The 11,859-nt window shown below is 67.4% G+C and carries 16 protein-coding genes and 1 tRNA gene; 7 read left to right on the forward strand and 10 right to left on the reverse strand.

All coding sequences use genetic code 11. The features are described from left to right. Nucleotides 1-190: 190 nt before the first annotated feature. Nucleotides 191-610: a MerR family DNA-binding protein gene (locus BHU06_RS21120; RefSeq protein ID WP_070401207.1), complete on the reverse strand. Its 420-nt coding sequence runs from the start codon at nt 608-610 to the stop codon at nt 191-193. A gap of 42 nt (nt 611-652) precedes the next feature. Between BHU06_RS21120 and merT the strand changes: the two genes are divergently transcribed. The 3 genes from merT to BHU06_RS23075 are packed head-to-tail and all read left to right on the forward strand — an operon-like array spanning nt 653 to nt 1,551. Further along, on the forward strand, nt 653-1,027 hold the full coding sequence (gene merT / locus BHU06_RS21125) for a mercuric ion transporter MerT (protein ID WP_070401208.1): 375 nt from the start codon (nt 653-655) through the stop codon (nt 1,025-1,027). Between the two features lie 15 nt (nt 1,028-1,042). Next, nucleotides 1,043-1,327, forward strand: a complete 285-nt coding sequence (gene merP, locus BHU06_RS22220) for a mercury resistance system periplasmic binding protein MerP (protein WP_079364967.1) — start codon at nt 1,043-1,045, stop codon at nt 1,325-1,327. Continuing rightward, complete coding sequence (locus BHU06_RS23075) at nt 1,324-1,551, forward strand: GDCCVxC domain-containing (seleno)protein (RefSeq protein WP_079364968.1); 228 nt, start codon at nt 1,324-1,326, stop codon at nt 1,549-1,551. The genes merP and BHU06_RS23075 overlap by 4 nt, the downstream gene beginning before the upstream one ends. 406 nt (nt 1,552-1,957) lie before the next feature. On the opposite strand, the gene BHU06_RS21135 is transcribed toward BHU06_RS23075, so the two are convergent. Both BHU06_RS21135 and BHU06_RS21140 read right to left on the reverse strand, forming a co-directional pair. After that, nucleotides 1,958-2,212, reverse strand: a complete 255-nt coding sequence (locus BHU06_RS21135) for a hypothetical protein (RefSeq protein WP_254668215.1) — start codon at nt 2,210-2,212, stop codon at nt 1,958-1,960. 696 nt (nt 2,213-2,908) lie between these two features. Further along, nucleotides 2,909-2,984: transfer RNA gene (locus BHU06_RS21140), tRNA-Arg, on the reverse strand. 235 nt (nt 2,985-3,219) lie between these two features. Between BHU06_RS21140 and BHU06_RS21145 the strand changes: the two genes are divergently transcribed. After that, nucleotides 3,220-4,071 (forward strand): cytochrome c5 family protein, encoded by an 852-nt coding sequence (locus tag BHU06_RS21145; RefSeq protein WP_070401211.1) that lies wholly within the window; start codon nt 3,220-3,222, stop codon nt 4,069-4,071. 30 nt (nt 4,072-4,101) lie between these two features. Here the strand turns inward: BHU06_RS21145 and BHU06_RS21150 are convergent, their stop codons facing one another. The 3 genes from BHU06_RS21150 to BHU06_RS21160 are packed head-to-tail and all read right to left on the reverse strand — an operon-like array spanning nt 4,102 to nt 6,095. Further along, entirely contained in the window at nt 4,102-4,635 is a 534-nt protein-coding gene (locus BHU06_RS21150; protein ID WP_070401212.1) for a DUF2946 family protein, read from the reverse strand. 10 nt (nt 4,636-4,645) lie between these two features. Continuing rightward, nucleotides 4,646-5,656 carry a YheT family hydrolase gene (locus tag BHU06_RS21155; protein WP_083293371.1) on the reverse strand — a complete coding sequence of 337 codons (1,011 nt, stop codon included), beginning with the start codon at nt 5,654-5,656 and terminating at the stop codon, nt 4,646-4,648. 1 nt (nt 5,657) lies between these two features. Beyond that, the gene (locus BHU06_RS21160; RefSeq protein WP_070401213.1) at nt 5,658-6,095 is read right to left on the reverse strand and encodes a nuclear transport factor 2 family protein; all 438 of its coding nucleotides are present in this window, start codon (nt 6,093-6,095) and stop codon (nt 5,658-5,660) included. Between the two features lie 71 nt (nt 6,096-6,166). Between BHU06_RS21160 and BHU06_RS21165 the strand changes: the two genes are divergently transcribed. Genes BHU06_RS21165 through BHU06_RS21175 form a run of 3 tightly spaced genes read left to right on the forward strand, consistent with a single transcriptional unit; the run spans nt 6,167 to nt 8,253 of the window. Beyond that, entirely contained in the window at nt 6,167-6,766 is a 600-nt protein-coding gene (locus tag BHU06_RS21165; protein WP_070401214.1) for a LemA family protein, read from the forward strand. Nucleotides 6,767-6,815: 49 nt separating this feature from the next. After that, on the forward strand, nt 6,816-7,715 hold the full coding sequence (locus BHU06_RS21170) for a YgcG family protein (RefSeq protein WP_070401215.1): 900 nt from the start codon (nt 6,816-6,818) through the stop codon (nt 7,713-7,715). Between the two features lie 10 nt (nt 7,716-7,725). Next, nucleotides 7,726-8,253, forward strand: a complete 528-nt coding sequence (locus BHU06_RS21175; RefSeq protein WP_070401216.1) for a TPM domain-containing protein — start codon at nt 7,726-7,728, stop codon at nt 8,251-8,253. A 73-nt stretch (nt 8,254-8,326) separates the two neighbouring features. On the opposite strand, the gene BHU06_RS21180 is transcribed toward BHU06_RS21175, so the two are convergent. From BHU06_RS21180 to atpG, 4 genes are all read right to left on the reverse strand, one after another. Next, entirely contained in the window at nt 8,327-8,896 is a 570-nt protein-coding gene (locus BHU06_RS21180) for a cyclic nucleotide-binding domain-containing protein (RefSeq protein ID WP_070401217.1), read from the reverse strand. Between the two features lie 117 nt (nt 8,897-9,013). Beyond that, nucleotides 9,014-9,430 (reverse strand): F0F1 ATP synthase subunit epsilon, encoded by a 417-nt coding sequence (locus BHU06_RS21185; RefSeq protein ID WP_070401218.1) that lies wholly within the window; start codon nt 9,428-9,430, stop codon nt 9,014-9,016. 86 nt (nt 9,431-9,516) lie between these two features. Further along, complete coding sequence (gene atpD / locus BHU06_RS21190) at nt 9,517-10,929, reverse strand: F0F1 ATP synthase subunit beta (RefSeq protein ID WP_070401219.1); 1,413 nt, start codon at nt 10,927-10,929, stop codon at nt 9,517-9,519. A gap of 44 nt (nt 10,930-10,973) precedes the next feature. Beyond that, nucleotides 10,974-11,840 carry a F0F1 ATP synthase subunit gamma gene (atpG, locus tag BHU06_RS21195; RefSeq protein WP_070401220.1) on the reverse strand — a complete coding sequence of 289 codons (867 nt, stop codon included), beginning with the start codon at nt 11,838-11,840 and terminating at the stop codon, nt 10,974-10,976. Nucleotides 11,841-11,859: the final 19 nt, after the last annotated feature.

Here is an 11,859-nt window from a genome sequence, read left to right on the forward strand (position 1 = left end):
TCGTGATTGGCGCAGTCATTGCGCTGATAGTGCTCAGCGGTGCCCGGCGCATCCTGAACCTCCGATAGCCAATCTAGCGGCATCCCACACCGATGCCTAGCCAAGGTGGGATGGCCGGCCGCTTACGCCCAACAGCCGTATCGGTGAGCTGCTGCCGCATCGCTGGAATCCCTCAACCGATTGATCGAATCTAGTGCCCCTCCATGGCTGCGATCAGCGGACAGCGCACATTCCCCTTGCCAGAGCCGCAAAGCAGAATCAGGCCAGAGAGTGCAGCCTCCATGCGTTGGAGGTCGGCCAGCTTGAGCCTGACTTCTGCCAGCTTAGACTCCGCTTGCCGCCGAGCTTGGGTACAACTCCCCCCGTCCTCCAGTTGAAGCAGTTGCGCGGTCTCGTCGAGGCTGAATCCCAGCCGCTTCGCTGACTTGATGAAGCTGAGCCGCGACTGGTCGGTTCGGCCATAGCGCCGGATGCTGCCCACAGGACGGTCCGGCTCTGGCATCAGCCCTTTGCGCTGATAGAACCTGATGGTCTCGACGTTCACACCGGCCGCTTTCGCGAGATCTCCGATCGTCATGCTGCCGTCGGACTGTGAAGGGGTATGGGTCATGGCGCTTGACTCTGTACTTTGGTACGGAAGTAAGCTTATCGCATGTCTACAACATCTACCGACCACCCGGGCCAGACCACTGGCGGCGGCAAGGCCCTGATTGCTGGTGGTATTTCGGCGCTGCTCGCCTCCGCCTGCTGCCTGGGCCCCCTGGTGCTGATCATGCTGGGCATCTCCGGGGCCTGGATCGGCTCTCTGACGCTGCTGGAGCCTTATCAACCGTGGTTCATGGGGGCGGCGGCGATTGCCTTGGTGGTTGCAGGACGCCGGATATGGCGCCCTGCGGTAGCGTGCGATGTGGGCCAGGTCTGTGAGCGCCCCATGGTCAACCGGTCCTACAAGGTGCTGTTCCTGCTGGTAGTCCTACTACTGGGAATTTCATTGGCGTTCCCCTGGATCGCCCACTGGTTCTACTGAATGAAGGGTTCTGCAATGAAACGATGGATCATCCCTGCGGCGGCAATGCTACTCATCGGGCCGAGCTGGGCGGCCCAGCAGAGTGCGGTCCTCTCGGTGCCAGGGATGAACTGCCCGACCTGCCCAATCACCGTCAAATTGGCGTTGACCCGGATCGATGGGGTCATCGACGTCAAGTCCAACCTGCCCAAGCGGGAAACCACAGTGGTGTTTGACAGTGCCAAGGTGAAGGTTGAGGCCCTGACCAGTGCGACCAAGAACGCCGGATTCCCGTCCACTGTTGTGTCTGTAAACCCATGAGCGATGTCATCCTGACCTCTGTCTTCACCTGCCCCGAGTGCGGTCATATGAAGACCGAAGAGATGCCCACCGATGCCTGCCAATGGTTCTATGAGTGCGAAGGGTGCCACGCCGTCTTGCGCCCGAAGGCCGGTGACTGCTGTGTGTTCTGCTCGTACGGATCCGTTCCCTGCCCACCAATCCAGATCGGTGGTGAAGCTGGTTGCTGTAAACCCGCGGCTTGATCTCTTGCTAAGCTATCTGTGAGCGGCCCATGTCAAGATGGGATAACCGGACGCATACGCTTTTCGGATGAAAGCGTGCCGTGAAAACTCGGTCGCAACCAGCAGCTATCGCTGCGAAGCTGAAGCCTGGGAGCTCAAGGTCGGCTCAAGACTGAATGCGGAAGTGTGTGCTTTGTGGTCCCGCCGGTCGCTTCCTGCCCACAGCGGCTTGTCACTCTTTCAGAACGACTTGCCCGAAACTGGACACTCGAAGAATAGGGAATCGGCGCACCCATTGTGATAACTCCTCGCGCACCGCAGGCTAGCGGGTGTATGACCTCTTGGCGCTACGACCTCGCGCTCATCGCGCCGTACTGGGTTGATCGGGCGCTTCCCTCAAATCCCCATATCCATTGGAGCAGTCGAATCACATGAACAAGCGGTAGTCATAGGACCGATCTGCATATCTGTCTAACAGCGCGCCAATACGCGCGACACGTCGCGAGGTTTCGATAGTAGCTGGCAGCTGTCCGTACATGTCGAAGCTGTTGAAGTTCATCTTCGAGAGCCCCAGGATTTCTTCGGCCAGCACCATGAGGTCACTCGTTCCGGCGTGGCGAGTGAGGACCAGCGGCGCGGGAATGCGCCGCTTCCCCTGGTAGTACGTGCGCGACGGGTTCAAGGCGGTAGAGGCACCGTGCACCCACAACAAAGCCGTTGAGTCATCGACCACCACCGTCGTGCCGCGATGTATTGGATAGCCATCGACCTCATCCCTGAGCTCATGGAAGCTCCAGCACCGAGGAAGACCAGCAATGGCTGGTCTCGTGACATTCCGATCGAGCGCACCATGGCGTCGATTGACAGCGTATGTATCAACTCGAGCCCCCTGCAAGCAAGTCATTGATGTGTCTTATTGGATCGGCTGCATGCCGGTCAAACAATGCAAGCCTAACCTGAACTTTTCCTCACCAACCGAACAGGCGGAGAGACACGGCGAAACCTACTCCGAACTAGCTGCATCGCCGGTAAAAAGCCATCCGTCAACGGCCGTTCTTGGCTGAGAGCGGTAGCCAAGGCCAAGGCGCTGAACGTCCGAGATCGCTGCAAAGTGGACCAACGCATCAGCGTTGCTGTCCAACCCGCAGGGCGCAGGATTCGGAGGATCTTCCTGGCACGGGACCGAGGGTCGCAACTGGACCTTGCGTGTGTTAGGCATGGCACAGCCAAGGCACAGCCAGGGCACAGGAAGACCTGCGGCATTCCTTCAGACCATTGGTCCAAAGTCCTGCTGTGCCCTAGAACGCTTGCTCAAGAAGTCGACGTCGAAGCCAATCAACTGCCCTTGTGATTGGCTACTCACCGAGGAGGTGAGGTATGGCGCGGCTGGCGGGGATCGAACCCACGACCCTCGGCTTCGGAGGCCGATACTCTATCCACTGAGCTACAGCCGCGTGGCTGGAAAAGACCAATACTCGTTCTACTGCGCGCTTCCCGAATGACGACAGCCTTCGGAGGCCGATACTCTATCCACTGAGCTACAGCCGCGCGGTGGCGCCCATTCTAGCGGCTTGCTCGGGATCGCCCGGCCCGCCAGAGGCGCTAGATATAATCGCGGGCTGTCCGCCGGTGCCCCGGCGCACATTGCCAGAAGGCCTTGAAGGCCCGCCTGCCACCCCTGAGGACCCCATGAGCGACCACGATTCCCATACCGGCCCCATCAAGACGCCCGCCCAGTTGCTGTGGACGTCCTTCTTCGCGTTCGTGGTTCCTGTGTTCGTCATCATCGGCCTGGTCTACTTCGTGACCTCGGCCAACAAGCCCGGCGCCGGCGCGGTCGACACCGACATCGCGGTCGCCCAGCGCATCGAAAAAATCGGCTCCGTGGAAATCCGCGACGCCAACCGCCCGCTGGAGTCGGGCGCCAACGTCTACAAGGCCCAGTGCGCCGCCTGCCACGCGGCTGGCCTCGCGGGCGCTCCCAAGTTCGGCGACGCTGCCGCCTGGGCTCCGCGCATCGCCACCGGTTACGAGGCGCTGCTGAACTCCGCCCTCAAGGGCAAGGGCGCCATGGGCGCCCAGGGTGGCGGCGCCTTCCGCGACCCCGAAATCGGCCGCGCCGTGGTGCACATGGCCAACGCCGCCGGCGCCAAGTTTGCCGAGCCGCAGCTGGCGGCCCCCGCCCCGGCGGCCGAAGCCGCCGCGCCGGCACCCGCACCGGCCGCACCCGCGCCTGCGGCCCCCGTGGCCGCCGCTCCTGCCACCGCCCCGGCACCGGCGGCCCCCGCCGCCGCTGTCGCCGCCAACGGCGAAGCCCTGTACAAGCAGGCCTGCACCGTGTGCCACGCCGCGGGCGTGGCCGGCGCGCCCAAGACGGGCGACAAAGCCGCCTGGGCCCCGCGCATCGCGCAGGGCGTGGACGCGCTCACCGCCAGCGCCATCAAGGGCAAGGGCGCCATGCCGCCCAAGGGTGGCGCCATGGCCGCCTCGGACGCCGAAATCAAGGCCGCCGTGCAATACCTGGTCGACCGCGCCAAGTAAGCCCACGCGGCGCCACCGAGCACAAGCCGGTCAATGACCGGCTTTTTTCATGGCCTCGGGGCTGCGCACGAAGCCATAGCGCGCGGGCAGTTCGTCCACACGCACGGCCTCGGGTTGCCAGCGGCCCGCCTCCACCGCTTCGGCCGCGAGCGCCATGTCGGCCGTGTGCACGAGGCCGATGCCACGATCGGTGTCGAGGTAGAGCCTGCCCTCCTCGTCGAGCAGGCTGGCGCGCACCGCCACGGGCTCGCCGTCGTGGGCCTGTACGCCGCCGTCGGGCTGCAACCGCCAGACCCAGGGCGTGTTCTCCAGCTCCACGTAGACGCGCTGCGGGCCGTTCTGGAAGAACCATTGGCCGAGCTCATCGGCCGCGTAATTGCGGTGGATGAAGGCAATGAGCTTGTCGTGCCTCAGCGGCGAACCCTTGCTGCGGGCGAAAGGGCCGGCGGCCTGCACGCGGTCGTCGCGCATGTACCACTGGCCGCGCGCGTCCAGCCCCAGCCAGCCGTGGCAGTGCGGCACGTTGGGCCATTTGGCGAGCGCGGCCTTGACGATGTCGTCCATGACAGTGGCCTCAGGTGTGGGCGAGCAACCAGTGTCCCACCGCCTCGGGCATGGCGCGCACATGGCCCGGCAATCCCCAGGCGCCCAGCGGGGCGGCGAAGCCCACGTGGCCGCCGTGCGCCGGCTGCCACAGCGTCACGCGCGCCCCGGCCTCGCGCGCGGTCGGCAGCGAGTGCGCGGGCACGAAGGGGTCGTTGCGCGCGTTGACGGCCAGCGCCGGCACGCGGATGCGTGCCAGGTGCGGCTTGGCGGAGGCGCGCGCCCAGTAGTCCTCGGCGTCGCGGAAACCGTGCAGCGGCGCGGTGAAGATGTCGTCGAAGGCGTGCAGGTCGGCCGCCGCGCGCAAGGCCTCGGCGTTGAACAGGCCCGGGTGCTGGGCCAGCTTGTCCAGGGCCTTGGGCTTCATGCTGCGCAGAAACATGCGCGTGTAGATCTGCCGGTTCAGGCCCCGCCCGATGGCGTGGCCGCCCGCCGCGAGGTCCAGCGGCGAGCACACCGCCGCCACCGCCTTCACCACGCCGCTGGCCGCGTCGCCGGATTCACCGGCCCAGCGCAGCAGCGCGTTGCCGCCGAGCGAGACGCCCACCGCGACCAATGGGCGCAGCGGCTCGGCCTGGGCGAAGCGGCGCAGGATCCAGTCGATCTCCTCGAAGTCCCCCGAGTGGTAGGCGCGCGGCGCGCGGTTGATCTCGCCCGAGCAGCCGCGAAAGTGCGGCACCGCGTAGGCCAGGCCGCGCTCGGCCGCGAAATCGGCGAAGGCCACGGCGTACTGGCTGGCCGAAGAGCCTTCGAGCCCGTGGAACAGCACCAGGCGCGGCGACTGCGCGTGCGCCACATGCGAGGCGTGGTCGACGTCGATGAAGTCCCCATCGGGCGTGGTCCAGCGCTCGCGCCGCCAGAGGGGCGCCGGGCCGAAACGCTGGCGCGCCAGCAGCGCGGGCCAGATGGTCTGCGCGTGCCCGCCGGGCAGCCACCAGGGCGCTCGGTAGGCGGACAGATCGACCAAGGGTTCGGGTTTCAATTCAATGCAGCAGGGGCTTCTGGGCGGACGCCTCGGCCGGCTCGGTGCGCGTGCCCGGGCTGGCGTGGTGCGCGATCAGGCGCCAGCCCTGCGCCGTTTTGATGTAGACATTGGTGGCAAGCACGAAGGCGTGGCGCGGCCCGTCGTCGCCGAGCACGGCCACACGCTCAACCACGCTGTGCACGGCGCAGTGGCCGTCGTCGTGGCGGTGCAGCTTCTCGGGCGTGGCCATCACGCTGCCGTTGGCGAACATGGCCTCGAAAGTGGCGCGGATGGCCTCGTGCCCCAACAGGCGCGGGCCGCCGGGATGCACGCAGACGATGTCGTCCTCGTCCGCCCAGCAGGCCATGAGGCGGTCGATGTCGGCGTGTTGCAGGGCGTCGTAGAACGCGGCTTCGATGTCGTCCGGCGTACCCGGTGGCAGCTTGGGTTTGCGCATGCGCGCATTGTGCCGCCGCGCCACGGGTGCGGGGTATAGTGCCCGCGAACCCGGAACCCCAAGGAGATCCCATGCGTCGCCTGCTCTCGCTGCTGCTGCTCTGCGCCACCGCCGTGCTGGGCGGCTGCGGCTACAACGATTTCCAGCGCCTGGACGAAGAAAGCCGCTCGGCCTGGGCCGAGGTGCTCAACCAGTACCAGCGCCGCGCCGACCTCATTCCCAACATCGTCGCCACCGTGCAGGGCGAGGCCAATTTCGAGCGCGGCACGCTGGAGGCGGTGATCAACGCGCGCGCCAAGGCCACCTCGATCCAGGCCACGCCCGAGCTGCTCAACGACCCGGCGGCGCTGCAAAAATTCCAGGCCGCGCAGGGCGAACTGGGCAGCGCGCTCAGCCGCCTGATGGTGGTGGTGGAGCAGTACCCCAACCTCAAGGCCAACCAGGGCTTCTCCGACCTGCGCGTGCAACTCGAGGGCACCGAGAACCGCATCGCCGTGGCGCGCAACCGCTACATCCAGGCCGTGCAGGCCTACAACGTGCTGGCGCGCAGTTTCCCCAGCAACCTCACGGCCATGGTGTTCGGCTACCAGCCCAAGGCCAACTTCACCGTGGCCGACGAGGCGCAGATCAGCCAGCCGCCCAAGGTGGACTTCGGCACGCAGAAACCGTGATGCCGCGCCTGGCCGTGCCCTGAACCCCGCGCGGCCGCGCCCTCCTCCGATGAGCACCCTCCTGTCGCGCGCGCTGATGGCCCTGGTCCTGGGCCTGGCCACCGCCTTCGCCTGGGCGCAGGGCCTGCAGCCCGTGCCCGAGCTGCGCGCGCGGGCAATGGACCTCACGGGCACGCTGGACGCCGCCGCGCTGCAGCGCATCGAGGAGCGCCTGGCCGGCTTCGAGCGCGAGCGCGGCACGCAGATCGTGGTGCTGATGGTGGCGAGCACCGCCCCCGAGGACATCGCCGACTACACCCAGCGACTGGGCGACGCCTGGAAGATCGGGCGCCGCGACGTCGGCGACGGCCTGCTGTTCGTGATCGCCAAGGACGACCGGCGCATGCGCATCGCGCCGGCCAAGACCCTCGAAGGGGCCATCCCCGACCTGCTGGCGCGCCGCATCCTCGACCAGGCGGTGGCGCCCGCCCTGCGGCAGGGCGATTTCGCGGGCGGCATCGACGCCGGGCTCACGCAGATCATGGCCGCCGTGCGCGGCGAGGCGCTGCCGCCGCCCGCCCAGGCGCCGAGCACCCGCCGCGGCGCCGGTGAATGGACCGATGCCCTGGTGTTCCTGCTGTTCGCCGTGCCCATGGTCGCCGGTTTCATGCGCCGGGCCTTCGGGCGTGGACTGGGCATCCCGCTCACCGGCGCGGCCACGGGCGTGATCGCCTGGCTGCTCACCTCGGTGCTGTGGGTTGCGGCCGGGGCCGCGGTGCTGGGCATGCTGGTGGCGGTGCTCGCTCGCTTCATGCCCGCGTCGATGCCGTCGTCGCGCGGCCGTGGCGGCCCTTGGGGCGGCAGCGGGGGCTGGGGGGGTGGCGGCTTCGGCGGCGGCCGCGGCGGCGGGGGCTTCAGTTCCGGCGGCGGTGGCAACTTCGGGGGCGGCGGCGCCTCCGGCGGCTGGTGAGGACCTGGCCATGAAACGCTGGTGGCGCTTGTTCAGACACCGCTGGATGGACCGGCACGACAGCGCGCGCGCCGTGCCCGACGACATGGCCGAGCGCCTCACGCGGCGTGTCACGGCCAGCGAGGCGCGCCACACCGGCGAGGTGCGCCTGGTGGTCGAGGCCGCCTTGCCCACCAGCTACCTGCTACGCATCGGCCCCGACGAGCCCCTGGCCGCCGTGGTGCGCGACCGCGCCCTCGCCTGGTTCGGCCGCCTGCGGCTGTGGGACACCGAACACAACAACGGCGTGCTGATCTACCTGCTGCTCGCCGAACACGCCATCGAGTTCGTGGCCGACCGCGCGCTGGCGCGCCGGGTGGCGCCCGAGACCTGGCAGGCGATCGTCGACCGGCTCGGCGCGCAGTTGCGCGCGGGTGGGTTCGAGGACGGCCTCACGCAGGCGTTGGAGGAGGTGTCGGCGCTGCTGGTGCAGCACTTCCCGTCCGACGCCACGGCGCCCGGCGAGAACGAGCTGCCCGATACGGTGCTGCGCGCCTGAGCGCCGCACAGCTCGCCGCCAGCGCTCGCGCCGCCATGCGCCGCGCGGAGGTGCCCCCGATTCGCGCCGCCGATCAGCCGCGCCCGCGCGTCAGGTTGGTGCGGTTGTTCATCACCACCTGCAACTCTTGCTGCAGGGCCTTGTTCATCTGAGCGAAGGTCTTGAGCTTGCGCGTGGTGTCGCGCAGCCGGTCGGCCAGGCGCTTGGAGATGGCCAGCAGCAGGCGCGAGCCCAGGCGCGGGTCGTCCTTGAGCAGGCGCATCAGCGCGGTGCGCGACAGCACGGCGGCGGCGATGTCGGTGTTGGCCGTGCAGGTGGCCGAGCGCGGCGCACCGTCGAGCACGCCCATCTCGCCCAGCAGGTGGCCCGGACCCATCACGTTGACCACCATGCTCTCGTGCAGGCCGGGCAGGTCGCTCTCGACGGCGATGTCGCCCTCAAGCACCAGCAGCATGTAGTCGTTGCCGCGCACCTCGCCCTCGTGAATGATCACCGTGCCGGCCTTGATGAGCTTGGGCTTCATGTAGCCCACCACCTTCATCGCGTCCGCGATCGTGAGATCGGCGAGCGCCGTCGGCGTGACTAGCAGCCGGGCGGCGACTTCTTCAGGAGCGAGTTCCGGACTGTCGAAGAGCGAGGACATGCAGCGGGTGGCGCGCGGGGGACGCGGCCATCATAGTGAAGCGCCCGAACGCTGAACAGCGGCGCGGGCAAAAAAAGACCGGCGCAGGGCCGGTCTCTCGCGAAGGGAAGACGTCCTTCACTTCTTCTGACGGTACTTGCGCAGCGCCGCGATCTGCGCGGCCATGACCGCGAGTTCGGACGTGGCCTTGGCCAGGTCGACGTCGGTCTTCGCATTCTTCACCGCTTCTTCGGCCTGCTGGCGGGCCGACGAGGCCTTGGCCTCGTCGAGGTCCTTGCCGCGGATGGCGGTGTCGGACAGCACGGTGATGGCGTTGGGCTGCACCTCGAGGATGCCGCCGGCCACGAAGACGAACTCTTCGCCGCCGTCGGCCTTTTCGATGCGCACGGCACCGGGCTTGATGCGGGTGATCAGCGGAATGTGGCCGGGCAGAATGCCGAGCTCACCCGCCTCGCCCGGCAGGGCGACGAATTTGGCCTCGCCCGAGAAGATGGACTCCTCGGCGCTGACCACGTCGACGTGGATGGTGCTCACTGAATAGCCTCCGTACTGCGTACTGCGGTGCGAGCGCCTTCGGGCGGCCGGGCGGCGCTCATGGTGTTTCCTCAGGCAAGGACCGATCAGCCCGCCGCCAGCTTCTTGGCCTTCTCGAAGGCCTCGTCGATGGTGCCGACCATGTAGAAGGCCTGCTCGGGCAGGTGGTCGCATTCACCGGCGGTGATCATCTTGAAGCCGCGGATGGTCTCGGCCAGCGGCACGTACTTGCCGGGCGAGCCGGTGAACACCTCGGCCACGTGGAAGGGCTGCGACAGGAAGCGCTGGATCTTGCGGGCGCGGGCCACGGCCAGCTTGTCTTCGGGAGACAGTTCGTCCATGCCCAGGATGGCGATGATGTCGCGCAGTTCCTTGTAGCGCTGCAGCGTGCCCTGCACGGCGCGGGCCGTGCTGTAGTGCTCTTCGCCGACGACCAGCGGGTCGAGCTGGCGGCTGGTGGAGTCCAGCGGGTCCACGGCGGGGTAGATGCCCAGCGCGGCGATGTCGCGGCTCAGCACCACGGTGGAGTCCAGGTGGGCGAAGGTGGTGGCGGGCGAGGGGTCGGTCAGGTCGTCCGCGGGCACGTACACGGCCTGGATCGAGGTGATGGAGCCCACCTTGGTGGAGGTGATGCGCTCCTGCAGGCGGCCCATCTCTTCGGCCAGCGTCGGCTGGTAGCCCACGGCGGACGGCATGCGGCCCAGCAGGGCGGACACTTCGGTGCCGGCCAGCGTGTAGCGGTAGATGTTGTCCACGAAGAACAGCACGTCGCGGCCTTCGTCACGGAAGGACTCGGCGATGGTCAGGCCGGTCAGGGCCACGCGCAGGCGGTTGCCCGGGGGCTCGTTCATCTGGCCGTAGACCATGGCCACTTTCGACTCGGCCAGGTCGTCCAGCTTCACGACGCCGGAGTCGGCCATCTCGTGATAGAAGTCGTTGCCCTCGCGGGTGCGTTCACCCACGCCGGCGAACACGGACAGGCCCGAGTGCGCCTTGGCGATGTTGTTGATGAGCTCCATCATGTTCACGGTCTTGCCCACGCCGGCGCCACCGAACAGGCCCACCTTGCCGCCCTTGGCGAAGGGGCAGACCAGGTCGATCACCTTGATGCCGGTTTCCAGCAGTTCCTGCGACGGCGACAGCTCGTCGTAGGCGGGGGCCTTGCGGTGGATGGAGGCGGTGAGGGTCTGGTCGACCGGGCCGCGCTCGTCGATGGGGTTGCCCAGCACGTCCATGATGCGGCCCAGCGTGGCCTTGCCCACGGGCACGGTGATGGGGGCGTTGGTGTTGGTCACCAGCATGCCGCGGCGCAGGCCGTCGGACGAGCCCAGGGCGATGGTGCGCACCACGCCGTCACCGAGCTGCTGCTGGACTTCCAGCGTGAGGGCCGTGCCCTCCATCTTCAGCGCGTCGTACACGCGCGGCATTTGGTCGCGCGGGAATTCCACGTCCACAACGGCGCCGATGCACTGGACGATCTTGCCTTGCACTTGAGACATGATGTTTACCTTCTGTTTTCTCTGGATTCGGAGGGGCGCGGACCTTAGACGGCGGCGGCGCCGGCGACGATCTCGGACAGCTCTTTGGTGATGGCGGCCTGGCGGGTCTTGTTGTAGACGAGCTTGAGCTCGCCGATCACGTTGCCGGCGTTGTCGGTCGCGGCCTTCATGGCCACCATGCGCGCCGCCTGCTCGGACGCCATGTTCTCGGCCACGGCCTGATAGACCTGGGCCTCGACGTAGCGCAGCAGCAGCTCGTCGATGACGGTGGCCGCGTCGGGTTCGTAGATGTAGTCCCAGTCGCGGCCGCCCGCGCCTTCCTGCAGGTCCTCGGCGGTCAGGGGCAGCAGCTGCTGCACCACGACCTCTTGCCTCATCGTGTTGATGAAGCGGGTGTAGGCCAGGTGCACGCTCTTGATGCGGCCCTCGGTGTAGGCGTCGAGCAGCACCTTGACGGGGCCGATCAGCTTGTCCAGGTGGGGCCGGTCGCCCAGGTTCGTGACGCTGGACACCACCTTGGCGCCGATGCGGTTCATGAAGCCCAGGCCCTTGTTGCCGATGGCCACGATCTCGGCCGACTCACCCGCGGCCTGCAGGGCCTTGAGCTCGTTCGTGAAGGCGCGCAACACGTTGGTGTTGAGGCCGCCACAGAGGCCCTTGTCCGTGGTCACGACGACGAAGCCCGCGGTCTTGGCCTCGTTGGTTTCCATGAACGGGTGCGTGTACTCGGGGTTCGCCTTGCTCAGGTTGCCCGCAATCTGCCGCACCTTCTCGGCGTAAGGCCGGGCCGCACGCATGCGGTCCTGCGCCTTGCGCATCTTGGACACGGAAATCATCTCCATGGCCTTGGTGATCTTCTTCGTCGATTCGAAGTTTTTGATCTTGCCGCGGATTTCCTTGCCTGTAGCCATCGCTGCTCCTGGTTGGCCC

It is taken from the genome of Hydrogenophaga sp. PML113 (genome assembly GCF_001777155.1).
Lineage (GTDB): Bacteria > Pseudomonadota > Gammaproteobacteria > Burkholderiales > Burkholderiaceae_C > Hydrogenophaga > Hydrogenophaga borbori.